Raw genomic sequence first — 22,467 nt, 5'->3', positions numbered from 1 at the left:
CTTAACCAAATTATCTAATATATTGATATAAGTCAAAAACTTTATCCATTAAAGTGCTATTATAAAAATGTAAATTGACAATTTTAGTTAGTTCAATATTAATCTACATAGGAGATAACATGTCACTTTCAAGAAGAGAATTTCTAAAAAGTTCAGCAGCAGCATCAGCAGCAGCAGCTATTGGTATGAGTGTACCAGCAGAGTTGGAAGCTAATGCAAAAGTAGCTGAATCTAAATGGAGATGGGACAAGGCAGCTTGTCGTTTCTGTGGTACTGGTTGTGGAATTATGCTTGCAACAACAGGCGATGGAAAAGATAGAAAAATCGTTGCAGTTAAAGGAGACCCGGCAGCTCCGGTAAATCGTGGTCTTAACTGTATTAAAGGTTATTTTAACGCGAAGATTATGTATGGTGCAGATAGACTTACACAACCACTACTTCGTATGGATGAGAAAGGTAATTTTGACAAACATGGTAAATTCGCTCCTATTTCTTGGGAAAGAGCTTATGATGAGATGGAAAAAAACATCAGAAAAGCACTTAAAGAGAGTGGTCCTGAAGGTGTTGGTGTATTTGCATCTGGTCAATACACTATTATGGAAGGTTACGCTGCTCAAAAAATGATGAAGGGTGGTTTTAGATCAAATGCTTTTGATCCAAATGCTCGTCACTGTATGGCATCCGCAGTTGTTGGTTTTTACCAAACATTTGGTATAGATGAACCATCTGGTTGTTATGATGATATTGAACTTACAGATACTATTGTAACTTGGGGTTCAAATATGGCAGAGATGCACCCTATTCTTTGGTCTCGTGTAACAGACAGAAAATTATCTGATCCAGATCATGTAAAAGTTGTAAATATTCAAACTTATACACACCGTACTTGTGATTTAGGTGATTTTAACATCATCTTTAGACCAAATACTGACCTGGCCCTTTGGAACTACCTTGCTCGCGAAATAGTTTACAATCATCCAGAAGCTATTGACTGGGATTTCATCAAGAAAAACATTATTTTTGCAGTTGGTCCTGTAAATATCGGTTATGGTTTCAGACGTGCGGGTGAGAAGTCTATTACTCCTGTAAGACCTGATGGTTCTGCTGGTAAATATGATGCTAAAGAGATGGAAATTTATAATAAAGAGATGAGTAAAGTTGTTTCAGAACTTGAAGGTCCTGCATTAGAACCATATGGTTATAAAGCTGGCGATACTATGAAAAACATTCCTGGTACTCTAAAACATCATGAAATCACTTTTGAAGATTATAAAAAATCTCTTGCTCCATATACATTAGAGTATACTGCAAATCTTTGTAAAGGTGATCCTGATGAATCACTTGATAGTTTTAAGAAAAAACTTCAAGATTTAGCAGCACTTTATGTAGAAGATGGAAGAAAAATTGTAAGTTTCTGGACAATGGGTATGAACCAACATACTCGTGGATCATGGGATAATACACTTGCATACAATGTTCACTTCCTTGTAAATAAACAGTCTCGTCCAGGTGCAGGTGCATATTCATTAACTGGTCAACCGTCTGCTTGTGGTACTGCTCGTGAAGTTGGTACATTTGCTCATCGTCTTCCAGCTGATATGATGGTTAAAAATCCTCACCATAGAGCAAAAGTTGAGAAAAAATGGGAAATTCCTGCTGGAACACTAAATCCTATTGGAAATCAGCACATTATGAAAATCCACAGAGACATCGAAGATGGTCTTATTAAATTTGCATGGGTAAATGTTTGTAATGCTTACCAAGATTCTGCGAATGCAAAACATTGGATTAAAGCAGCGCGTGAGATGGACAACTTCATCGTAACGAGTGATGGTTATCCTGGTATCTCTTCCATGGTATCTGACCTTATTTTACCATCTGCTATGATTTATGAAAAATGGGGTGCATATGGAAACGCAGAGCGTCGTTCACAACACTGGAGACAACAAGTACTTCCAGTAGGTCATGCTATGAGTGATACATGGCAATGGGTTGAGCTTTCAAAACGCTTTACTGTTGATGACTTATGGGGACCATATACTCTTAGAAATGGTACAAAACTTGCAGATGTACGCCAAGAAGCATACAAAATGGGTTATAAACCAGATACTACTATGTATGAAATTTTATATGGCAATGAAAGAGCGAAAAAACAATATCCTCTTGCAATGGATAAATTTCCACAACAAGGGTATGATAACTCTGAGTGTCTTGGTGATGCAAGAAATGTTGTAGGAACAGATGGAAAAGTCTTTAAAGGGTATGGATTTATGATTCACCAATACCTTTGGGAAGAGTATGCTTTCTTTGGTCGTGGTCATGGTCATGACTTGGCAGACTTTGTTACTTATCAAAAAGTTCGTGGACTTAAATGGCCGGTTGTAAATGGTAAAGAGACTTCATGGAGATTTAATGTTGACTTTGATCCATATGCAATGAAACATGCAAAAGAGGCTGGTACTGGTTCTCAATACGCATTTTATGGTCCACTTGCTAAAAAATTACCATTTGGTGACTTAACGCATGTAACAGATAAAACCAAAAAGTCGTTAGCGAACAAAGCCAAAATATTTGCTCGTCCATATATGGATCCTCCAGAAATGCCAGATGAAGAGTATAACTTATGGTTATGTACAGGGCGTGTACTTGAACACTGGCACTCTGGAACTATGACTATGCGTGTACCTGAGTTATATCGTGCTGTACCAGAAGCATTAGTCTATATGAATCCTGAAACAGCTAAAGAGAGAGGTCTTGAAGATGGTAAACTCTGTTGGGTTGAATCTCGTCGTGGTAAAGTAAAAGCTCGTGTTGAGACTCGTGGGCGTAATAGACCACCAAAACCATTAGTATTTGTTCCATGGTTTGATGAGCGTGTATTTATAAATAAAGTCACACTTGACCAAACATGTCCAATGTCAAAACAGACAGACTACAAAAAATGTGCTGTTAAAATTTATAAAGTATAAGTAAAGAGGAAGTGTTATTTTGAGTAACCATTCAAAAGCAAAGCAACCAGTTAGTGATAGAAGAAAATTTATTTTAAATATGGCTAAGGGTGTTGGGTATGCAGCGGTAGGTGGCTTCTTATGGAGTGCTTATCTGGATGAGGCAGAAGCCTCTCCATTAATCTTGAGACCTCCTGCAGCTATAGGAGAAAAAGATTTTTTAAAGACTTGTATTAAGTGTGGTTTATGTGTGGAAGCGTGTCCTTACGATACACTAAAACTAGCCGAGCCGGGTGATCATAAACCAATAGGAACGCCATTTTTTACACCAAGAGACATAGCATGCTATATGTGTGAAGATATTCCATGTGTTCCTGTTTGTCCAAGTGGTGCATTAGATGAAGCTAGTGTCACAAAAAATGGAAAACTTGATATAAATAGTGCTGAGATGGGTCTTGCTGTCATTGATGAAAATAGCTGTGTAGCTTTTTGGGGTATTCAATGTGATGCGTGTTATAGAGCATGTCCTATTATGGGACAAGCTATAACAATAGAGTATGATCAAAACAAAAGAACTGGAAAACATGCATATTTAAAACCAGTAGTTCATGCAGATGCATGTACTGGTTGTGGTATGTGTGAACATGCTTGTATAACAGAAAAACCAGCTATATTTGTTCTGCCTCGTGAGGTGGCTATGGGGAAAGCAGGTAGCCATTACATTAAAGGATGGGACAAAAAAGATGAGTCGCGTCTTAAAGATGCACATGCGATTCACACAACAACACAAGTTAGTAAGAAAAAAGCAGTAGATAAACTTAATGCTGGATTAGAAGGCTTATTAGATGAGTAAAATATGGAATAACTATAGATATCTTATTCTTAGGAGGTTTGTACAAATTGGAATTTTAGTGCTCTTTTTTGGTGCAAATGCTTGGGGTTGGAAGATCTTAGAAGGAAATCTTACTTCATCTCTACTTTTTGAAAAAATTCCAATGAGTGATCCTTATGCTGTGTTGCAGATGGTAGTGGCTGGTGCGGTAATAGCATCAGACTTACTAATAGGAGTTGGTGTTGTTGCACTTTTTTATTTCCTCATTGGAGGAAGAGCATTTTGTTCTTGGGTTTGTCCTATAAATATGGTAACAGATAGTGCAAATTACCTAAGAAGAGTTTTCGATATAGATAGAGCACAGTTAGCAAAAAGTCCAATAAGTAGAAATACTCGATATTGGATTTTGGGACTGAGTTTGATTGTATCTGCTTTTATGGGCATCGCTGCGTTTGAGTTTGTCTCACCAATTTCAATGCTCCATCGTGGTATTGTTTTTGGTATGGGATTTGGCTGGGCTGCCATTGGCATGATATTTCTTTTTGATTTGTTCGTATTAAAAAATGGATGGTGTGGTCATATTTGTCCACTTGGTGGATTTTATTCACTTCTAGGAAAGTTTAGTTTTATTAGAGTACATCACATAGAAGAAAACTGTACTCTTTGTATGAAATGTAAAGTAGTTTGTCCTGAAAAACAGGTGCTGCACATGATAGGTAAAGAGTCACTTCCTATACTTTCAGGTGAGTGTACAAATTGTGCAAGATGTATAGAAGTATGTGATGATGATGCTTTAAGATTCTCAATAAGAGATTTGATTCAAAATAAGAAAACGGGAGAGTAAAATGAAAATTTTAACAAAAATTACAATAGGTTTAGCAACAGCGAGTCTGTTGTTGGTGGGCTGTAGTAGTATGAATACACAAACACAAGCAAAAGCTAAAAAAAGTGTAGTAGTAAAACCAACAGCAAAAACGAATGCTATGGGAATGGGATACATTAAAGATGTTGATCTTTTAAATGACGATGCTGTTCCACCTGCGGTTGCTTATCATTCAGCACCTCCAGGAGCGGCAAAAAAAATTAAGCGTGCATATCAAGATGCTCCACCAATGATCCCACACAGCGTAGAGGGATTATTGCCAATTACAAAAAACAACAATGCATGTCTTGGATGTCATATGCCAGATGTTGCAGCGGCTATGGGTGCAACACCAATTCCAATTTCACACTTTACAAACTTTAGACCAAAAACTGAAATTGAAGGTACTGAAATTTTAAAAAATGGTCGTGTGATTAAGAATGGTTCATCTGAAACGCAGGCAAATGTTTCTATTAAAGTAAACCACAAAGAAAATAAATTGTATCCAGGTAGATTTAACTGTACACAATGTCATGCTCCACAAGCAACAAACACTTTAGTGGATCAAAATCATTTTAAACCAGTTTACACTTCTCCAAATGGTGCAGATAAATCATCTTGGAATCAGTCTAAATGGATGAAAGATATTAATACTCAAAAATCTGAGTAGTTAAAAAATGAAGAGAAGAGAGCTGTTTGGCTTTCTTTCTTCCTCTGTTAAAGAGGCAGGAAGAGAGAAAAAAGAAGAAGTTGTGGTTTTAAGACCTCCATATTATAATGATATTAATGCTTTTGCCACAGAGTGTCAAAATTGTGAAGGACAATGTGTCTCTTTATGTCAAGAACAGATAATAAAAATAGGTGAAGACAAAACACCTTATTTAGATTTTTCTCAGCGTGGATGTACCTATTGTGATGCATGTGCTATTGCTTGTCCGAGTGAGGTATTGCTTGTGCAAAACAAGCGTTTAATAGAAGCAGATATTGTGATAAACAAAGATAAATGTTACAGTTGGCAGGGAGTTATGTGTTTTTCATGTAAAGACCCCTGTTATGAAGATGCTATTGATTTTAAGGCAATGTTTATGCCTGAAATTAATGAAAAATGTACAAGTTGCGGATTTTGCATAAGCAGATGTCCTGCAGATGCCATAGATATTAAAAAGGTGAGTTCATGCGATACATAGTAGTTTTTTTTCTTCTCTTTTCAACGCTTTTTGCACAAAAGCTTATAGAGCCTCTGCATATATATAAAGTTCCAAAAGGTTTGGCAACAGATGTACTTTATAATAAAGGCAATTTATATATTGCAACAGATATTGGGAAAGTAGATGTTTTTAGTACAAAAACAAAAAAAGAGACCTCTTTTATAGAACTCTCTAAAATCAAAGATTTTATGGGCGATGAAATTGACTCTAAAATATTTGACATTGATATGTTAAATAACACTTTGTTAATCCTTTCTCAAGATAATGGTGGATACAGCAGAATCTCTTTTTATCAGAACAAAAAACTAAAACAAATAATTTCACAAAAAGACAAACTCAATATTATACAAGCAAAATTTATTGACAAAAACAATATTTTACTAGCGCTTATCAGTAATGATATTATCTCTTATAATATACAAACAAAAAAAATGAACTGGGATACACAGGCTTCTATGTCAAAATTCTCAAGTTTTGCTTTAAATAATCAACACACTAAAGTCGCAGTTGGCGATGAAAGTGGCAATGTTCATATTATAAATGTAAAGAATGGAAAAATTCTTAAAACATTAAGTGGACAAAATGTTGACAACCTCTTTGATGTTGATTTTAAAAACAGTATTGTACTCACAGGTGGACAAGATAGGCGTGCAGCAGTTTTTAATCTTAAAACTTCAAGTGCATACTATAAAACTTCAAAGTTTTTCATTTATGGCGTAGGTCTAAGTCCAAGTGGTAAAATAGCAGCGTATAGCTGTGATATTCACAATGATATAGAACTATTTAATACTAGAGACAGAGAATCTTTAGGAAAATATAAAGCAACAAAAGCAGTAGTCAACGGTATATACTTTATAAATGAAAAAGAGTTTTTTGTGCATAGTAATTCAGCTGATGTTGGTTACTACAAAGTAAAATAGAGGAGTAAAAATGATTGAATATAATGAGAGTGAATTTTTAGTTGAAACCGAGGTGCCAGAGGATGAACTCATCATCTCAAGAACAGACCTAAGTGGTAAGATTACTTATGCAAATGAGACTTTTTGTGACATCAGTGGCTATCATGAAGATGAGCTCCTTGGAAAATCACATAATATTGTAAGACATCCCGATATGCCAAGTGCTGCGTTTAAAGATTTATGGGAGACTATAAAAGCTAAAAAACAGTGGATAGGCATAGTAAAAAATCTCCGTAAGGACAAAGGTTTTTACTGGGTGGAGGCAATAGTCTCTGGTGTATATAAAAAAGGAGAATTGGTTGAGTATAAATCCCTTAGAACACCAATATCTTATGAAACAAAACTAAAATACCAAAGATTATATGATAAAATGCGTGCAGAAAATGGCGAGAAAATTAGAAAAGTTATTTACGAATAAAATTAAGGAGAATATTTTATGAATATATCAAGTATAGTGGTACAAACGGTACCGAAATTTTTAGATGAAGTTGTAGAGAGTTTGAAAAACTGTGAGGCATGTGATTATCATATGCATGATGAAAAGGGACGCATTATTATCACTATTGAAGGTGAAGATGTTAGTGAAGAGATTGGAAAACTTAAAATCATTGAAGCTATTCCTCATGTCATTACAGCAGATATGCAAATGGCATACTCTGAAGATGAACTTGATGCAAACATAAAAGTCATTAACGAATCAGATGCTGTTCCAACTGTTTTAAATGCTGAAAATGTAGATGTAGAGAGTGTTGTTTATCATGGAGATCTTAAAAAACGAGATGCTGAACTTCAAGAATTTGCAAAAGATTTAAGTAACTCTACAGGGGTGAAATAATGGCTGTTGTTTTTACTTCTACAATAAAATTAGATGATACTGGAAAATGGTATATTGAAATTGAAGATGCCATTGATGAAGATGATATTCGTGTAGAATCTTGTTTTGATTTGGATGAGTACGAAAAGAAAATAGAAGCGATGGGTGCTGAATATGGTGGACACATTGATGAAGTCAAATGGCTTAAAGATGAAGATGTTCCTCAAGTGGTTATTGATGAACTTAGAGTAAAAATGGCAGAGCATCGAGAAAAAATAGAAGAAGAGCGTGGTGAACCTATTACTCCGATAGTTGAACCCAAAGAGCAAGCATAAAAATTGATATAAATCAATAATTATATTTTTATATTAAGATATAATTTAGTTGATTTAATAAAAAAAGGATAAATATGAAAAAAATGTTATTATCTATGGCAGCAGTGCCATTAATGGTTGGTGGTCTATCTGTAAGCGCTAGTGCGAATGATGGCATCAATATTTTAAATAATGTGAAAGTAAAAGGTGAGATTCGTCCAAGATTTGAGACTGCTGATGTAAAAGATAATGGTAAAGATGCGGGAAATGCATTTACTGCTCGTACTCATTTAGTTGTATCAGCTGGTCTATTAGGTGTTGAAAACTTAACAGCTACAATCGGTCTTCAAAGTGTAAATAACTTTGGATATACTAATTATAATAGTACAGCAAATAGCCATACTGACTATGATGTGATTAAAGATCCAAATTTTGCTATGCTTTCAGAAGCTTCACTTGATTATACAATAGATAAGACAGCAATGCATGTTGGTCGTTCACAAGTAAATCTTGACAACCAGCGTTTTATTGGTACAGTTGGTTGGAGACAGGTAGAGCGTTCTTATGACACTGTGTATGCAGCGAACAGTTCTGTGAAAAACTTAAGTCTTCTTGCTGCATATGTGTATGGTTTTCAAGGCGTTGGAGCAAATCCTACTACAGGCTCTAACTCAGTATTGTTACATGCAGCTTATACTGTAATGCCAGCATTAAAAGTTACTGCATATGATTATATGCTTGCTGTCGGTGTACAGGGAATAGATAGTGATACTTATGGTCTTGCATTAACTGGTAAAATCAAAGCTGGTGCTAAATTATCTTACCGTGCTGAGTATGCAGTTCAAAAAGATCCTACAATGGAATTGGGTGCTAAAAATCTTAAAGCTGATGCTAATTACTATAACTTAGATTTAGGTGCAAATATTTCTGGTATTTTGGCTGGTGTGAATTATGAAGTACTTAGTGGTACAAATGGAACAGATGGAAAAACAACATTTAATCCAGCTCTTGGTACTAACCATAAATTCAACGGTTGGGCAGATGTCTTCTATGTTGCAAACAAGCCAGAAGGTGGTTTAAAAGATGCTAATATTCGCCTTGGATATAAAGCAAAAGGTTTTGGTAAAGTTCTTGCAGTGTATCATGACTTTAAAGCAGAGACAGATATGGTTACTGCTACTACAGGTACAACAGATGATTTAGGTACTGAATTTGATGCTGTATATGTAAATGCAATTCCAGGTTTTAAAAACCTTAAAGGTTTGGTAAAATATGCTTACTACATGAGTGGTGATGCTAAAGGTTATACAAATGACAAAACAGTAGGTTGGGTACAATTAGACTATAAATTCTAGTCTTATTCTTCTTTCTTTCGATTTTAAATTTCACTTATATCAGGACAAAGTGCCTGATATAGCTAGAGAACAGTTTTTCTGTTCTCTATTTTCATCTCTTTTTTTCTTCCATTTTATCTTTTTAAAATATTTAATGCACCTTTATAAATTGGCTCATCAATAAAACCATACTCTTCATCCACAAAACCTGTAATGCCCTCATCTCTGTGCATCTCAAAAAGTTTTACTATTATCTTCGCTCTTTGTATCTCTTTTTCTCTATCTATAAAGATCTCATTTACTAAACTTACCTGTTTTGGAGAGATACACCCTTTTGCATCATAGCCCATTCTTTTTTCAAGTTCCAGCCATTTTACAAATGTACTTGTATCTTTATACTCTTGAAAAACAAAAGAGATAGGTTTTACTTTCATAGCTTTTGTCGTAACTAAAAAATGTGAAAGCATATAGTGCATGGTAGGATTATCTAAATTGATTAAAGAGTGAGGAAGTCCCATATCTGCAAACAGATCAAGTATGCCTAAATAAAAAGCAGTTACTCGCCTATTTACTGCCAATGTTTGAAGATTATGCCATGCTTGAGCAGTCTCAATGGAGAGATGTAGTTCTATTCCCTCATTGAGTAGTGCTAAAACACTAATGACCTCTTGTCTGTTTTGAATTTTAGGAACACGAATAGCATCAGGCATAAACCGATTAAGATAGGTTATCTCCTCATATCCACCCTCCTCTAGTGCGTTCACTCTTACTACAAGCTTTTTGTTGCTCTTTTGTGTTTTAGCTATAAATATGGCAGCAAGAACAAGGGCAAATGGTTTATCCTCTCTGCTTACACCATCCTCTAAGTTTAACATAATACAATCAGCTTCAAGTGATGCAATTTTTGATAGGTGTTTAATGTTGTTACATGAGAGCATAAGTACTGAACGATAATCACTGCGTTTGTTTAGCTCTCTCATCGTGGGCTTTGCAAGTGCATCAAGTGCTACAAGATCTCTATTTTTATAGGCTTCTTCTATTTCACTTAACATTTTTCATCTTTTTCTTATCATTTGGATGTAAATAAAAGTAGAGTGCTGCTACTTCTTGTTTTGTTAAAAAATATCGTGGCATTCCTTTTGTGCGACTATTAACTATTTTGTAAAATTTCTTAAATGGCACATTATTTATTCTAGGAGCAACAAAACTTTTTTTTCTATTTTTATGCACATATTTTGCTATTAACATACCTTCACCATTATTTCCATGACATTTCTGACACCCTATTCCTCTTGGATTTTTATAGAGTTGTGATGCATACTCCATGGGAGTAATAAAATCGCTTGTAGCAAAAAGAAGAAGTGGAGAAAGTAAAAAAAATATAAATTTCATTATTAGCCTTATACCAATTCTAATTGGAATTGGTATTAATTTATTTTAAAAGAGTATAATATCAAAAAAATAATTTATGAGGTTTAAATGCAGATTCTTGACGGTAAAAAACTTGCAAAAAAGATTGAAGACAATGTTGTAAAAGAGGTCATAGAACTTAAAAATGAAGCTGATGTGACACCTGGTTTAGCTGTTATTTTAGTAGGACAAGACCCAGCAAGTGCTGCGTATGTCAGTATGAAGAAAAAAGCGTGTGATAGAATGGGGTTTTATTCAGTCTCACATGAGATGCCAGAAGATATTTCTCAGGAGGCTATTGAAAATACTATTGTTATGATGAATCAAAATCCTAATATTGATGGTATTTTAATACAACTACCACTTCCTTCACATATAGATACAACAAAAATTTTAGAACTTGTTGATCCCGCAAAAGATGTAGATGGTTTTCACCCATACAATGTGGGGCGTTTAGTAACTAACCTTGATGGTTTTGTGCCATGTACTCCACTTGGTGTTATGGAGATGTTAGCTGAATATAATATAGATGTAAAAGGAAAAAACTGTTGTGTCGTTGGAGCTTCAAATATAGTAGGAAAACCGATGGCTTCACTACTGCTAAACGCAGATGCAACAGTAGAAATTTGTCATATATTTACAGATGACTTGAAAAAGCATACTTTAAACGCAGACATCGTTTTAGTAGGTGTAGGTGTAATTAATCTTATAAAAGAAGATATGATTAAAGATGGTGCTATTATTGTAGATATTGGTATTAACAGAGCCGAAAATGGAAAACTGGTCGGAGATGTTGACTTTGAAAATGTAAGTAAAAAATGTTCATATATTACACCTGTTCCCGGTGGTGTAGGACCGATGACAATTGCCATGCTTATGAGTAACACACTAAAAGCTGCAAAACTAAACGCAACTAAAAAAACAGAAGTTTAAATATATGAAAAATTTTTTACATAAAGCATATAAATTTTCTAACTCATGGACGGGGACTATTGTCATAGTTCTTTTTGTCATCTTTTTTGTTGCACAAGCCTTCAGAATCCCCAGTGGAAGTATGAAAGACTCTCTCCTTATAGGCGACCATCTTTTTGCTAAAAAATTCGCTTATGGTATTCCTATGCCATACATTCCATTTTTGGAAGTTCCACTTTTTCCATGGACAAAAAGCTTAAAACTTGTTGATGGAGATACTCCTAAACGCGGTGATATTGTTATTTTCAGATATCCAGGAAATATTAAAGAACACTTTGTAAAACGCTGTGTTGCACTCCCTGGAGATGAACTTTTTGTGGCAAATAAAAACCTTTATATTCACTTTAGAGAAGGTGATGCATGGATAAAAAAACACTATAAAAACTATAAAACAGAAACTTATAATAATGAACTCTGGGTAAAAAACCCATATATGAAGAAACATCCTGGTATTCATCATGATCCAAAAATCATAGAAGATGGACGAAATCCTATGCCTATCTTCTTTTTTGATCCTATAAAAGTTCCCAAAAAACACTACTTTATGATGGGTGACAATCGTGACCACTCAAATGACAGCCGTTTTTGGGGTCCAGTACCTTATGAAAACATAGAAGGAACACCTTGGTTTATCTACTTTTCTATTGACAAAAATTGGGAAATAAGATGGGATAGAATGGGAAAAACTCCAACTGAACTTGAAAAGCCTTTTTATATGAATAAAGCAAGACAAGAGAGAATAAAAGAAGATAAAAAGTACTATGGAATTACTTGATATACTAAAAGTAATAGCTGCGGTTTTAGCACTTGCTATTGCAATTATTGGACATGAAATTATGCACGGATGGGTTGCACATATGTATGGAGATGATACCGCAAAAAATGCAGGTCGCCTTACTATTAACCCTTTGGTACATATTGATTTAGTAGGAACTATTCTTGTTCCTGCGGCTCTGTATTTTATACCTTTACTTTTAGGAACATCAGGTGGTATTCTTTTTGGTTGGGCAAAACCTGTACCTATTGATATGGCTAAGGTTATGAGACGCGGTGGGTATAATGCTGCTATGCAGGTTGATCTAGCAGGAATAGTATATAACTTTACTCTCGGTGCTTTTGCTGCGATTGCTTTAACAGTTATGAGTTCACCAACAACTGCAGACTCAATGTTTTATGTTTTTACATATATTCTTGTGTATCAATTACTTATTATCAATGTTGTCTTAGGCGTGTTTAATCTTTTACCTATTCCACAATTTGATGGAGGACATTTTTTAATGCACCTTGCGTTAAAATACAAAATCAACTCTATAGCAGGGTTTTATTACAAGTATGACAGATATGGAATGTTCATTGTGCTTATTATTTTAATGACACCACTAAATGAATATTTACTCTTTATGCCTGTACAATTTATTATACGATTATTATTATCTTAAAGGAGCGATTATTATGAAATTTTATATAGGAACAGACCACGCGGGAGTGGATCTTAAAGACTGGACAGTAGAGCTTTTAAGAGCAAAAGGACATGATGTTACAGACCTTGGGCCATATACAAAAGATAGAGTGGATTACCCTGATTATGCACATAAAGTAGCTACTGCTGTTTTAGAAGATGAGGGAAGTCAAGGCATTTTAATATGTGGAAGTGGAATTGGTATGAGTATGGCTGCAAATAAACATCACGGAATCCGTGCAGCCCTTTGCCATGATGCTTATACAGCAATGGTAGCACGAGGACACAATGATGCAAATATTCTCTGTTATGGTGAGCGTATAGTTGGAAAAGGTGTTGCAGAGTCTATTGTAGATGCATGGCTTGCCAGCTCTTTTGAAGGCGGTCGTCATATAAACAGAGTCGCTAAAATAGAAATCGACTAAGGAAAGCTGTTTATGTTTTGGCAATGGTCACTATTAACAATACTCTCAATTCTTGCGATATATCTTTTTGTAAAAATGTTTTATTTTAAAAGTATTACAAAGAAAGAACAACGAAGCAATGATTTAATGAAATTAACACTACAAGAGGCAGAAATTTTAATACGAAAGTATCAAATACAACTCCAACGAGCTCTTGGAAATGTTGATATACTAAGTGACGAGTTGACAAAACTAAGAAATGAGTTAAAAGTGCTCAAACAAAGAAACTCAAAACATAGACAAGAGGTCGATCGTCTTAATGCGAAAATAAAAGCATTAGAAGGTCGCATTGACGCTCTTTTATAAAGGATAAGAATGCTTAGTGCAGATGAAAGAAACATTATAGAAAATTCAATTAGAGACATTAAAGATTTTCCAAAAAAGGGAATTGTTTTTAAAGATATTACTACACTTTTAAATAACAAAGAGGCTTATGCAACTCTAATGAATCATCTCGCTTCTCGTTACAGATCGTACAATCTTGATTATATTGCAGGTATAGATGCTCGTGGCTTTATCTTTGGAGCAGCACTTGCACAGATGCTTGGTTTAGGATTTGTCCCTATTCGTAAAAAAGGAAAACTTCCATACACTACTTTTAGCGAAAAATATGCTTTAGAGTATGGTGTTGATGAAATTGAAGTGCATATTGATGCCTTTGGTGAGAAAAAAGGTGCAAGAGTTTTAGTCATAGATGATTTAATCGCAACTGGAGGCACCGCAAACGCAGCGGCAAAGCTTGTCAAGCAAACAGGTGCAGAGTGCGTAGAGTGCTGCTTTATCATAGCACTTACTTTTTTAGATGGTGTGAAAAAATTACAAGAGCAAACAGAAGTTTACTCAGTTATAGAGGTTAAATAATGTATATTCCTAGTAAATCAAAATTTGATCCCGATGAAAATGGACATTTCGGAATTTTTGGTGGTCGTTATGTTCCTGAAACACTTATGCCAGCTCTATTAGAACTTAAAGAAGAGTATGAAAAAATCCGTTTTGATAAAGATTTTTGGAGTGAAGTGCATTACTATCTTAAAGATTATGTAGGGCGCCCTTCTCCACTTTTTTATGCTGAAAATATCTCTAATGAACTTGGTGCAAAGGTTTACTTCAAACGAGAAGATTTAAACCATACAGGTGCACATAAAGTAAACAATGTTATAGCACAGGGACTTATGGCAAAACGACTTGGCTTTAAAAAAGTCATAGCTGAAACGGGGGCAGGACAACATGGCGTAGCAACGGCTACTATCGCTGCACTTTTAGGCTTAGAGTGTGAAATATTTATGGGTGCAAAGGATGTTGCGCGTCAAGAGTTAAATGTCTTTCGAATGAAGCTTCTTGGAGCAAAAGTAAACTCCGTTGAGAGTGGAAGCAGAACACTTAAAGATGCTATGAATGATGCCATTCGTCACTGGGTCACAAATGCAAGAGATACTTTCTACATCATTGGAACTGTTGCAGGTCCACACCCCTACCCTATGATGGTAAGAGATTTTCAAGCAATCATTGGTTGGGAAGCGAGACAACAGATACTTGAAAAAGAGCAAAAACTTCCTGATTATATTATTGCTTGTATTGGTGGAGGAAGTAATGCCATTGGGATGTTTCAACACTTTTTAGAAGATAAAGATGTTCAATGTATAGGAATAGAAGCAGGTGGACTTGGCATTGAAACAAATAAACATGGTTGTTCGCTAGAAAAGGGGCGTCCTGGTGTACTTCATGGACAAATGTCTTACCTTTTACAAGATGAGGATGGACAGATTTTAGAAGCACACTCTATCTCTGCAGGACTTGACTATCCAGGCATTGGACCAGAACACGCTTTTCACAAAGACCATAAAAATGTGATGTACGATAACATCACAGATCAAGAAGCGCTTGATGCCTTTGTATGGCTCTCTCAAAAAGAGGGAATTATTCCTGCGTTTGAGAGTTCTCATGCTGTAGCGTACTTAAAAAAACTGCCAGATATAAAAGACAAACTTGTCATTGTCAATCTCTCTGGTCGCGGTGACAAAGATATGATACAGGCAAAAGATTTACTACATTTTGATTAAAAGTAAAGCTTAAGCTATAGCAATTTTCCCATATGTTTGTTTTTTCGCTTCGCTAAGAGCATACTGTGCTCTAGCTATGACTTCTTGTGGGTCATCATCATTTTGAAGTTCACTCACACCAAAAGCAAGTTCAGGATTTGCACCATTCATAATCGTCATATTTGATAATTTCGCCTTTAACTTTTTACTAATAGCTTCAGCAGATTTTACCGCTGTATTTGGTAATAAAATAACAAAATCAGCCCCACCCCAACGGGAGATCATATCTGCATCTCTTATGGAAGCTTTTAACTCTTTTGCAAACTTTGAAATAACTTTTTCCCCAGACGGCAGACCAAAAGTTCCAATAAACTTATCAATACTAAGCAAGCGTAAATACATTACAGTAGCTTTTGTTGTATAGCGTTTACAGTAATTTATTTGATGTTTCAATACAGCTTGCATTTGCATCTTCGAAGTTGTTTTTGAGAGCTGATCTATGGTTGCTAAATTTCCAAGTTTATCCACACGAATTTTATATTCATATAGTCTGGAAAACTCTTCACTGTGGTATTTTACTCTTGCTATAATTTCCTGAGAATTAAAAGGTTTTTTGATGTAATCATTTATACCGGCTTTAAAGCCCTCAATTAGCCTTTTACTATCATGTTCTTTTGCACTATCAATATAAATGACAGGCACATGTAGTGTAGTATTTATCTGTGCGCGTTTAACTATCTCTTGTACTGTCGCATACTCCACATGAGCATTAACGATTATAAGTGATAAATCTTCACTCTTTAGAGTGAGATTGTTAAAACTTTCTGCATCAATAACAGCATGTGATTTATACCCTTCCTTTGCAAAAAGTTCTTCTAAAACATTAAAATTTTTTTGATTCAGTTCTATTATTAAAATTCGTTTATTCATCATAAATTTGATTCTATCATAAAATATTTTTTTCTTCTTATAAAAGAGGAATTGTTTCTAATATTTTGCTAATATACACAAAAGAAATTACTAAATGGAACAATAATGAAAATAGAACTTATCAATAAAGAGTCGATTAACGATAAAAAGAACCTTACTTTAAAGTTGATTACGCCCCAAAGACTAACAAAAGCAAAATTTAAAAGAACTTTAGATAAAGCAGGATTTAAAGCAGAGCAAGACACACTCTGTCCAATGCATGGAAAATCACTTCTCTTTTGTGGTCTTGAAGAGCATTCTGACGAAAATATTCGTACAGCAGCTGCAACAGTTGCAAAAGCCATCAAAGGTTTTGAGTATAAAACACTCTCTATAGCAGTCGATAAAACAAGTTTACGCCCAATCATAGAAGGACTAATACTTGGAGGATATGAATTTAATACCTATAAATCAAATCCAAAAAAGATGAAAATCAAAAAAATCTATCTCTCTTGTGATGATGTAAAAGAATTAGGTGCTCTTTTTGAAGAGACGATAGTTATTGCTGAAGCAACATGCTTTACTCGTGACATAGTAAATACAGCTCCTGATGATATGCACCCAGAAACACTTGCAAAACTTGCGAAAAAACTTGCACGCGACAATAAGTTAGAGTGTAACATTCTTGATGAAAAAGCACTCAAAAAAGAAAAATGTGGAGCAATACTTGCAGTCGGTCGTGCTTCACGCCACGAAAGTAAACTTATTCACATTGCATACAAACCACAAAATGCAAAAAAACGAATAGCACTTATAGGAAAAGGACTTACTTACGATAGCGGCGGACTCAGCCTCAAACCTGCTGCTTCAATGGTAACTATGAAGATGGACAAAGCTGGAGCATGTGCTGTTCTTGGCATCATAAAAGCAGTAAGTGAACTTAAACTCGACATTGAGGTTCATGCTTTTGTTGGAGCAGTTGAAAATATGATAGGCGGTGATGCTTACAAACCTGATGATGTGCTTGTATCTCGCAAAGGTGACACTATTGAAGTACGCAACACTGATGCAGAAGGTCGTTTGGTACTTGCTGATGTGCTTGATTATGCACAAGATAAGGTAAAAGAACCCGACTATCTTTTTGATTTTGCAACACTTACAGGTGCTTGTATGGTAGCACTTGGTCAGTACACAACAGGTGTAATGGGACACTCAAACAGACTCCGTCATAACTTAAGTAAAGCAGCAGGAGCAGCAGGAGAGCTTACAGCGAGCCTGCCATTTAACAAACACCTCAAAAAACAGCTTAAAAGTGAAATTGCAGACATCTGTAATATCTCTAACAAACCTTATGGTGGAGCGATTACTGCGGGACTTTTCTTGGACAACTTCATAAAAGATGAAAATAAAGAGAAATGGTTACACTTTGACATAGCAGGAAGTGCTTATACTGAAAGCCCATGGGATGTAAATGTCCACGGTGCAACAGGTGCAGGTGTGCGTTTTATGACACAGTTTTTAAAATCACTCAAATAATTGTGATATAATTACGAAAAATTTTTAAAAGGAGAGAGATATGGCATTAAAAGAACTTTTTGCTGCAACAGCACTTGCACTGCTGACAAACTCAAAACCATGTCATTGTCATCTCTTTTTTACCTTAAAATCAAAACTTATGATTTTACTCAACCACTACATTCCGAGATGCCCATTTTATACAGTATGTTTTGCATTTCGTCGTAGTGGTGTCCACCCTCCTCTTTCAATATCCCTTTAATCAACACACTAATCATAAAAAAATAAAACACAAATTTACCGTCATAACTGACGAAAAACAAAGGATATTGTAATGTCAAAAAATTATGTAATAGGATTTCCAAGAATTGGAGAACAAAGAGAGCTTAAAAAAGCATTAGAGAGTTACTGGGCAAAAAAAAGTGATTTTAACGAAGTAGAAAAAGTAGCAAGTGAACTGAAACATCGCCACTGGAACTATCAAAAAGATGCAGGTATTGAGTATGTAAGCTCAAATGATTTTTCACTCTATGACAATATGCTCGATATGGCTATCACACTTGGAGCAGTTCCAAAAAGATTCCAAGATCTTCAAGGCGAAGAGCTTTACTTTGCAATGGCACGAGGAAATCAAAATGCGGTGGCCATGGAGATGACAAAATGGTTTAATACCAACTACCATTACATTGTTCCTGAACTCTCTTTAACAGACAATTATACTCTAAACGCAGCGAAGATTGTCGCTGAGTATAAAGAGGCAAAAGCACATGGTGTTAAAACAAAAATAAATATCATCGGTCCTATCACTTTCTTAGCACTCTCAAAAAGAGTGGACAGAGGAGATGTCTTTGAACTCTACTCTAAAATTCTTCCTGTATATGAAGCACTACTAACTGAGATTGCACAACTAGACGACATGGTAACAGTCCAAATAGATGAACCAATATTTGTAAAAGATTTAGAGCCAAAAGTATTGAGTCTTATTAAACCAACTTACGACAAATTAGCTCTAATATCATCTAATATTAAAATAGCTGTTCTAACATATTTTGAGCACTCCAACGAAGCAACAAAAATTCTTCTAAATACTCCTGTTTGGGCGCTTGGACTTGATTTTGTACATGGCGAAAAGAACTTTGAGAGTCTCACTGAGATAGCAGCTTCAAATAAAGTGCTTATTGCCGGTGTAGTCGATGGAAGAAACATCTGGAAAAATAATATAAACGCAACAATTTCACTATTAGAGAAGATTGCGAAAAGTGTTAAAAAAGAAAATATTTTGATCTCTTCTTCCTCTTCACTTCTACATGTACCATTTACGCTTCAATACGAAGAGAAAATGAATAACGAAATAAAAAATTGGCTTAGTTACGCTGTAGAAAAACTTGATGAAATAGCACTTATTTCAAAGATCTTTTTTGATACTCAAGAGAGTTTAAACGCAGAAGAAAAAGCACTTTATGAAACAAATCAAACAGCAAATGCAAGTAGAAAATCTTCACCACTTATTCATGACAAAAAAGTACAAGAGCGTACGCAATGCATTACAAAACTAGAACGCGAAGGTGCTTACGGAGAGCGTATAAAAATTCAAAAAGAACTTTTAGGCTATAAAGAGCTTGCAACGACTACCATTGGCTCTTTTCCGCAGACTCCGGAAGTCAGACATGCAAGACGAGAGTTTAAAAATGGTAATATCTCAGAAGAAGCGTACATCACGGAGATGAAGAACTACATCGATGATTGTGTTGCGTTTCAAGAAAAGTGCGGCATCGAAGTGCTTGTGCATGGTGAGCCTGAAAGAAATGATATGGTTGAATACTTTGGAGAGCAACTTCAGGGCTATGGTTTCAGTCAAAATGGCTGGGTACAAAGTTATGGAAGCCGTTGCGTAAAACCTCCATTTATCTATGGTGATATTAGCCGTCCAAAACCTATGACAGTAGATTGGATTACTTATGCACAAAGCAAAACAGACAAAATCATGAAAGGAATGCTCACTGGACCCGTCACGATTTTAAACTGGTCTTTTGTACGCGACGATATGGCTCGCGGAGATGTCAGTAAACAGATAGCACTTGCAATCTGTGATGAAGTCGATGACTTACAAAACGCTGGTATAAAAATGATACAGGTAGATGAAGCTGCGTTTAAGGAGGGCTATCCTTTACGAGCGGCAAAAGTGCAAGCCTATGAAGATTTTGCCGTAAGAGACTTCAAACTCTCAGTAAGCTCTGCAAGAAAAGAGACACAGATTCATACACATATGTGCTACAGTGAGTTTAATGACATCATAGCGACCATTGAAGCGATGGATGCAGATGTTATCTCCATCGAGACTGCAAGAAGCGGCAATGAGCTCTTAAAGATATTTGCTAAAGTCGGTTACAAACAAGAGGTAGGACCAGGAGTTTATGATATTCACAGCCCTAGAATTCCATCGGTTGAGGAAATCGTCAAGCAAATTCACTCCCTCTTAGAAGTACTTCCAAAAGAGCAGCTTTGGATAAACCCAGACTGTGGGCTCAAAACACGTAAATGGGAAGAGGTAAAACCGAGTTTGAAGAATATGGTTGAAGCAGTGAAAATCGTGCGTGAGGAGCTTGTTTAAGCTGCTATAAACTAAAGATAGTTTTACTTTAAGTGAGACTATCTTTAACTATTTTGAGCATTTCAAAAGCTCCCTTTTGAAACTCATATTCACTTTTTACTATCTCATAAGTATAATCATTTTCTTCTAAGTATTTCAAAACACTAGTTAAATGTTTAGATTTTTTATTTTTTAAGTCAAGTAATGGAAATATTCGCACCTCTTTTGATACACGAAGCATTTCCACAATAGCCTTCTTATGAAACTCTTCATCAAAATGTTCACTGTATAAAAACAGAAAGTGAGAGCTCCAAGTAAGATCAAATTCTTTGTCTTTAAAATTTAACTTTGGAAGTTCTTGGTATTGATATCGTTCTTGCTTTTTGCCATTTTTGTAATCTTGTAAAAAATTATCCATAGCTTCTAAACGCAGTTGTATAAGTGTTTCAACATCAGAAATATTTTTCCATACAAAATCATCTCTGTTTTTTCTTAACTGCACAGATACTACTTGCGCACTCTCTTGCACCCGCTGTTCAATTTGTTCTTTAGTAAACTGATAAATTGGATCAATAGATGTAATATTAACACCAATTTCTGTGAGTTCTTTGTTTACACTCGCTGGCCCATCACCGCATCCAAGTATCTTTTTATCTCTATCTGCATCGCTAAAGAGTCCCATTTCTTTGTACTCTTGTAGATTTCTTCCCCATGGAACTACATTTTTAAGTTGCATTTTTTTCCTTAAAATATTTATAACATTTATAAAATAAAATTTGTCACCCGGGCAGTTGAATAAAGATTATCTTCCTTATCTTTTACAACGACATCAAAAATAAGTCTTCTTTTTTTTACTTCATAGAGTGATGCAGTTACATAAATATACTTCACATTCATGGTTATTGCTTTTATGAGTTTAGACTCTATACTTCTCGTCATATTTTTAGGTGCGACTAACAAACTCAAAGGACCCAGAGCATTATCCATAGCTGCGATTATCATACCACCTTGCATAGTAGAGTATGGATTGAGCCACTCTTTTAAAACAGGTATTTTTGTAGTAAGTGTTGCTTTTTCTTTATCAAATGCGACAATCTCACACTGCATAATTGTAAAACATGGAGGTGGAAGTTCATACTCATGAAAGTCATCACCTAAGACAGTCCTAAAAAGCTCTTTTATATCTAGTGATTTAGCCATTTTGTATTATCCTTTTAATTTTCAAAGCTTTTTCAAAATGGTCAAATTCATGGGTCTCTATCCACCAAGTTGCAGCTTCCATAAGTAGTTTCGGATTATCATTTTTATTTGCGAAAAAAGCATAAAAAGACAAACCCACATTTGAGCCTTTGGCTTCTATCTTTTCATCACATACTTCAATAATCTTCTTTTTTAAATATTCTCGCATTATTCACCTCTATTATTTATTTCATCATTGTATCAAATACTTAACAACTCATAGATGTTTAAGTTATTTTTCAGTACTATTCTTACAAATCGAAATACAGGAGGCATTATGAAAATCAACGAAACAATTATTAGTGTCACCCTTCTATTTTCTTCTTCTTGGTAATTTTAGCTTTATATTTTATTTACCCACTTACATAAACAAAATTATTTAAGATACCAGCGTGAAATTAAAATTACAAAAAATACTCAAATAAGTATGTCTATTTTATCAGTATATATTGCAAAATTTATCTTGGGTCTAGGATCGGCACTTCCATTAGGTCCCATAAATCTACTTATAATGAACGAAGCTTTAAAAAATTATAAAAAAGCAGTAGCTATTGGTTTGGGAGCTATGAGCGTAGATATAACTTATTTAATTTTAATTC

Annotated in this window: 26 protein-coding genes; 20 read left to right on the top strand and 6 right to left on the bottom strand. The window is 35.1% G+C overall.

Features of this window, described 5'->3' with window-relative positions; translation table 11 throughout:
* Nucleotides 1-119 precede the first annotated feature (119 nt).
* The 10 genes from napA (at nt 120) to MVY38_RS02185 (ending at nt 9,292) form a co-directional block, all read left to right on the top strand.
* The gene (gene napA, locus MVY38_RS02230) at nt 120-2,969 is read left to right on the top strand and encodes a nitrate reductase catalytic subunit NapA (RefSeq protein ID WP_297483120.1); all 2,850 of its coding nucleotides are present in this window, start codon (nt 120-122) and stop codon (nt 2,967-2,969) included.
* 19 nt (nt 2,970-2,988) lie between these two features.
* Nucleotides 2,989-3,801 carry a ferredoxin-type protein NapG gene (gene napG, locus MVY38_RS02225; protein WP_297483117.1) on the top strand — a complete coding sequence of 271 codons (813 nt, stop codon included), beginning with the start codon at nt 2,989-2,991 and terminating at the stop codon, nt 3,799-3,801.
* Nucleotides 3,794-4,624, top strand: coding sequence for a quinol dehydrogenase ferredoxin subunit NapH (gene napH / locus MVY38_RS02220; protein WP_297483114.1), 831 nt, complete (start codon nt 3,794-3,796; stop codon nt 4,622-4,624). The genes napG and napH overlap by 8 nt, the downstream gene beginning before the upstream one ends.
* Before the next feature lies 1 nt (nt 4,625).
* Entirely contained in the window at nt 4,626-5,312 is a 687-nt protein-coding gene (locus MVY38_RS02215) for a nitrate reductase cytochrome c-type subunit (protein WP_297483111.1), read from the top strand.
* Between the two features lie 7 nt (nt 5,313-5,319).
* Nucleotides 5,320-5,829 carry a ferredoxin-type protein NapF gene (locus MVY38_RS02210; RefSeq protein WP_297483108.1) on the top strand — a complete coding sequence of 170 codons (510 nt, stop codon included), beginning with the start codon at nt 5,320-5,322 and terminating at the stop codon, nt 5,827-5,829.
* Nucleotides 5,817-6,770 carry a WD40 repeat domain-containing protein gene (locus MVY38_RS02205; protein ID WP_297483105.1) on the top strand — a complete coding sequence of 318 codons (954 nt, stop codon included), beginning with the start codon at nt 5,817-5,819 and terminating at the stop codon, nt 6,768-6,770. Before MVY38_RS02210 ends, MVY38_RS02205 begins: the two co-directional genes overlap by 13 nt.
* A 10-nt stretch (nt 6,771-6,780) precedes the next feature.
* The gene (locus MVY38_RS02200; protein ID WP_297483101.1) at nt 6,781-7,227 is read left to right on the top strand and encodes a PAS domain-containing protein; all 447 of its coding nucleotides are present in this window, start codon (nt 6,781-6,783) and stop codon (nt 7,225-7,227) included.
* Between the two features lie 18 nt (nt 7,228-7,245).
* Nucleotides 7,246-7,644, top strand: coding sequence for a chaperone NapD (locus tag MVY38_RS02195; protein WP_297483097.1), 399 nt, complete (start codon nt 7,246-7,248; stop codon nt 7,642-7,644).
* Nucleotides 7,644-7,958, top strand: coding sequence for a hypothetical protein (locus MVY38_RS02190; RefSeq protein WP_297483095.1), 315 nt, complete (start codon nt 7,644-7,646; stop codon nt 7,956-7,958). The genes MVY38_RS02195 and MVY38_RS02190 overlap by 1 nt, the downstream gene beginning before the upstream one ends.
* A gap of 74 nt (nt 7,959-8,032) precedes the next feature.
* The gene (locus tag MVY38_RS02185) at nt 8,033-9,292 is read left to right on the top strand and encodes a hypothetical protein (RefSeq protein ID WP_297483093.1); all 1,260 of its coding nucleotides are present in this window, start codon (nt 8,033-8,035) and stop codon (nt 9,290-9,292) included.
* 113 nt (nt 9,293-9,405) lie between these two features.
* Here the strand turns inward: MVY38_RS02185 and MVY38_RS02180 are convergent, their stop codons facing one another.
* Both MVY38_RS02180 and MVY38_RS02175 read right to left on the bottom strand, forming a co-directional pair.
* Entirely contained in the window at nt 9,406-10,323 is a 918-nt protein-coding gene (locus MVY38_RS02180; protein WP_297483091.1) for an aldolase/citrate lyase family protein, read from the bottom strand.
* Nucleotides 10,313-10,663 carry a c-type cytochrome gene (locus MVY38_RS02175; protein WP_297483089.1) on the bottom strand — a complete coding sequence of 117 codons (351 nt, stop codon included), beginning with the start codon at nt 10,661-10,663 and terminating at the stop codon, nt 10,313-10,315. Before MVY38_RS02175 ends, MVY38_RS02180 begins: the two co-directional genes overlap by 11 nt.
* An 87-nt stretch (nt 10,664-10,750) precedes the next feature.
* Between MVY38_RS02175 and folD the strand changes: the two genes are divergently transcribed.
* Genes folD through trpB form a run of 7 tightly spaced genes read left to right on the top strand, consistent with a single transcriptional unit; the run spans nt 10,751 to nt 15,636 of the window.
* Nucleotides 10,751-11,614: a bifunctional methylenetetrahydrofolate dehydrogenase/methenyltetrahydrofolate cyclohydrolase FolD gene (gene folD, locus MVY38_RS02170; protein WP_297483087.1), complete on the top strand. Its 864-nt coding sequence runs from the start codon at nt 10,751-10,753 to the stop codon at nt 11,612-11,614.
* A 4-nt stretch (nt 11,615-11,618) separates the two neighbouring features.
* Nucleotides 11,619-12,428, top strand: a complete 810-nt coding sequence (lepB, locus tag MVY38_RS02165; RefSeq protein ID WP_297483084.1) for a signal peptidase I — start codon at nt 11,619-11,621, stop codon at nt 12,426-12,428.
* Complete coding sequence (locus tag MVY38_RS02160) at nt 12,415-13,092, top strand: site-2 protease family protein (protein ID WP_297483082.1); 678 nt, start codon at nt 12,415-12,417, stop codon at nt 13,090-13,092. The genes lepB and MVY38_RS02160 overlap by 14 nt, the downstream gene beginning before the upstream one ends.
* Before the next feature lie 13 nt (nt 13,093-13,105).
* A complete protein-coding gene (gene rpiB / locus MVY38_RS02155; protein WP_297483079.1) occupies nt 13,106-13,537 on the top strand; it encodes a ribose 5-phosphate isomerase B in 432 nt (143 codons plus the stop codon).
* A gap of 12 nt (nt 13,538-13,549) precedes the next feature.
* Complete coding sequence (locus MVY38_RS02150) at nt 13,550-13,882, top strand: hypothetical protein (RefSeq protein WP_297483074.1); 333 nt, start codon at nt 13,550-13,552, stop codon at nt 13,880-13,882.
* Between the two features lie 9 nt (nt 13,883-13,891).
* The gene (locus tag MVY38_RS02145) at nt 13,892-14,437 is read left to right on the top strand and encodes an adenine phosphoribosyltransferase (RefSeq protein ID WP_297483071.1); all 546 of its coding nucleotides are present in this window, start codon (nt 13,892-13,894) and stop codon (nt 14,435-14,437) included.
* Nucleotides 14,437-15,636: a tryptophan synthase subunit beta gene (trpB, locus tag MVY38_RS02140; RefSeq protein ID WP_297483068.1), complete on the top strand. Its 1,200-nt coding sequence runs from the start codon at nt 14,437-14,439 to the stop codon at nt 15,634-15,636. Before MVY38_RS02145 ends, trpB begins: the two co-directional genes overlap by 1 nt.
* 9 nt (nt 15,637-15,645) lie before the next feature.
* On the opposite strand, the gene MVY38_RS02135 is transcribed toward trpB, so the two are convergent.
* Nucleotides 15,646-16,548, bottom strand: coding sequence for a diguanylate cyclase (locus tag MVY38_RS02135; RefSeq protein ID WP_297483066.1), 903 nt, complete (start codon nt 16,546-16,548; stop codon nt 15,646-15,648).
* 102 nt (nt 16,549-16,650) lie between these two features.
* Between MVY38_RS02135 and MVY38_RS02130 the strand changes: the two genes are divergently transcribed.
* The 3 genes from MVY38_RS02130 to metE all read left to right on the top strand — a co-directional run bounded on the left by MVY38_RS02130 (nt 16,651) and on the right by metE (nt 20,650).
* Complete coding sequence (locus tag MVY38_RS02130; RefSeq protein WP_297483063.1) at nt 16,651-18,060, top strand: leucyl aminopeptidase; 1,410 nt, start codon at nt 16,651-16,653, stop codon at nt 18,058-18,060.
* A 40-nt stretch (nt 18,061-18,100) separates the two neighbouring features.
* Nucleotides 18,101-18,301, top strand: coding sequence for a hypothetical protein (locus tag MVY38_RS02125; protein WP_297483061.1), 201 nt, complete (start codon nt 18,101-18,103; stop codon nt 18,299-18,301).
* A 72-nt stretch (nt 18,302-18,373) separates the two neighbouring features.
* Nucleotides 18,374-20,650 carry a 5-methyltetrahydropteroyltriglutamate--homocysteine S-methyltransferase gene (metE, locus tag MVY38_RS02120; protein WP_297483059.1) on the top strand — a complete coding sequence of 759 codons (2,277 nt, stop codon included), beginning with the start codon at nt 18,374-18,376 and terminating at the stop codon, nt 20,648-20,650.
* Between the two features lie 28 nt (nt 20,651-20,678).
* On the opposite strand, the gene MVY38_RS02115 is transcribed toward metE, so the two are convergent.
* Genes MVY38_RS02115 through MVY38_RS02105 form a run of 3 tightly spaced genes read right to left on the bottom strand, consistent with a single transcriptional unit; the run spans nt 20,679 to nt 22,037 of the window.
* The gene (locus MVY38_RS02115) at nt 20,679-21,365 is read right to left on the bottom strand and encodes an SAM-dependent methyltransferase (RefSeq protein ID WP_297483057.1); all 687 of its coding nucleotides are present in this window, start codon (nt 21,363-21,365) and stop codon (nt 20,679-20,681) included.
* A gap of 26 nt (nt 21,366-21,391) precedes the next feature.
* Complete coding sequence (locus MVY38_RS02110) at nt 21,392-21,829, bottom strand: PaaI family thioesterase (protein ID WP_297483055.1); 438 nt, start codon at nt 21,827-21,829, stop codon at nt 21,392-21,394.
* Nucleotides 21,822-22,037: a DUF6500 family protein gene (locus MVY38_RS02105; protein WP_297483054.1), complete on the bottom strand. Its 216-nt coding sequence runs from the start codon at nt 22,035-22,037 to the stop codon at nt 21,822-21,824. Before MVY38_RS02105 ends, MVY38_RS02110 begins: the two co-directional genes overlap by 8 nt.
* Between the last annotated feature and the right edge of the window lie 430 nt (nt 22,038-22,467).

Origin of the sequence: Sulfurimonas sp., from assembly GCF_027056685.1 — a bacterium.
Classification (GTDB): domain Bacteria; phylum Campylobacterota; class Campylobacteria; order Campylobacterales; family Sulfurimonadaceae; genus Sulfurimonas.
Note: the sequence above shows the minus strand (reverse complement) of the source record. Positions and strands in the feature narration are given on the sequence as shown.

Bases quoted from the DNA above. Each gene is read 5' to 3' on its own strand.
- MVY38_RS02125 (WP_297483061.1), top strand. From the start codon at position 18,101: ATGGCATTAAAAGAACTTTTTGCTGCAACAGCACTTGCACTGCTGACA.
- MVY38_RS02145 (WP_297483071.1), top strand. From the start codon at position 13,892: ATGCTTAGTGCAGATGAAAGAAACATTATAGAAAATTCAATTAGAGAC.
- MVY38_RS02180 (WP_297483091.1), bottom strand. From the start codon at position 10,323: ATGTTAAGTGAAATAGAAGAAGCCTATAAAAATAGAGATCTTGTAGCA.
- MVY38_RS02175 (WP_297483089.1), bottom strand. From the start codon at position 10,663: ATGAAATTTATATTTTTTTTACTTTCTCCACTTCTTCTTTTTGCTACA.
- MVY38_RS02185 (WP_297483093.1), top strand. From the start codon at position 8,033: ATGAAAAAAATGTTATTATCTATGGCAGCAGTGCCATTAATGGTTGGT.
- metE (WP_297483059.1), top strand. From the start codon at position 18,374: ATGTCAAAAAATTATGTAATAGGATTTCCAAGAATTGGAGAACAAAGA.
- napH (WP_297483114.1), top strand. From the start codon at position 3,794: ATGAGTAAAATATGGAATAACTATAGATATCTTATTCTTAGGAGGTTT.
- MVY38_RS02130 (WP_297483063.1), top strand. From the start codon at position 16,651: ATGAAAATAGAACTTATCAATAAAGAGTCGATTAACGATAAAAAGAAC.
- MVY38_RS02205 (WP_297483105.1), top strand. From the start codon at position 5,817: ATGCGATACATAGTAGTTTTTTTTCTTCTCTTTTCAACGCTTTTTGCA.
- MVY38_RS02105 (WP_297483054.1), bottom strand. From the start codon at position 22,037: ATGCGAGAATATTTAAAAAAGAAGATTATTGAAGTATGTGATGAAAAG.
- MVY38_RS02150 (WP_297483074.1), top strand. From the start codon at position 13,550: ATGTTTTGGCAATGGTCACTATTAACAATACTCTCAATTCTTGCGATA.
- folD (WP_297483087.1), top strand. From the start codon at position 10,751: ATGCAGATTCTTGACGGTAAAAAACTTGCAAAAAAGATTGAAGACAAT.
- trpB (WP_297483068.1), top strand. From the start codon at position 14,437: ATGTATATTCCTAGTAAATCAAAATTTGATCCCGATGAAAATGGACAT.
- MVY38_RS02110 (WP_297483055.1), bottom strand. From the start codon at position 21,829: ATGGCTAAATCACTAGATATAAAAGAGCTTTTTAGGACTGTCTTAGGT.
- MVY38_RS02200 (WP_297483101.1), top strand. From the start codon at position 6,781: ATGATTGAATATAATGAGAGTGAATTTTTAGTTGAAACCGAGGTGCCA.
- MVY38_RS02160 (WP_297483082.1), top strand. From the start codon at position 12,415: ATGGAATTACTTGATATACTAAAAGTAATAGCTGCGGTTTTAGCACTT.
- MVY38_RS02195 (WP_297483097.1), top strand. From the start codon at position 7,246: ATGAATATATCAAGTATAGTGGTACAAACGGTACCGAAATTTTTAGAT.
- lepB (WP_297483084.1), top strand. From the start codon at position 11,619: ATGAAAAATTTTTTACATAAAGCATATAAATTTTCTAACTCATGGACG.
- MVY38_RS02135 (WP_297483066.1), bottom strand. From the start codon at position 16,548: ATGATGAATAAACGAATTTTAATAATAGAACTGAATCAAAAAAATTTT.
- MVY38_RS02115 (WP_297483057.1), bottom strand. From the start codon at position 21,365: ATGCAACTTAAAAATGTAGTTCCATGGGGAAGAAATCTACAAGAGTAC.
- MVY38_RS02210 (WP_297483108.1), top strand. From the start codon at position 5,320: ATGAAGAGAAGAGAGCTGTTTGGCTTTCTTTCTTCCTCTGTTAAAGAG.
- MVY38_RS02190 (WP_297483095.1), top strand. From the start codon at position 7,644: ATGGCTGTTGTTTTTACTTCTACAATAAAATTAGATGATACTGGAAAA.
- napA (WP_297483120.1), top strand. From the start codon at position 120: ATGTCACTTTCAAGAAGAGAATTTCTAAAAAGTTCAGCAGCAGCATCA.
- rpiB (WP_297483079.1), top strand. From the start codon at position 13,106: ATGAAATTTTATATAGGAACAGACCACGCGGGAGTGGATCTTAAAGAC.
- MVY38_RS02215 (WP_297483111.1), top strand. From the start codon at position 4,626: ATGAAAATTTTAACAAAAATTACAATAGGTTTAGCAACAGCGAGTCTG.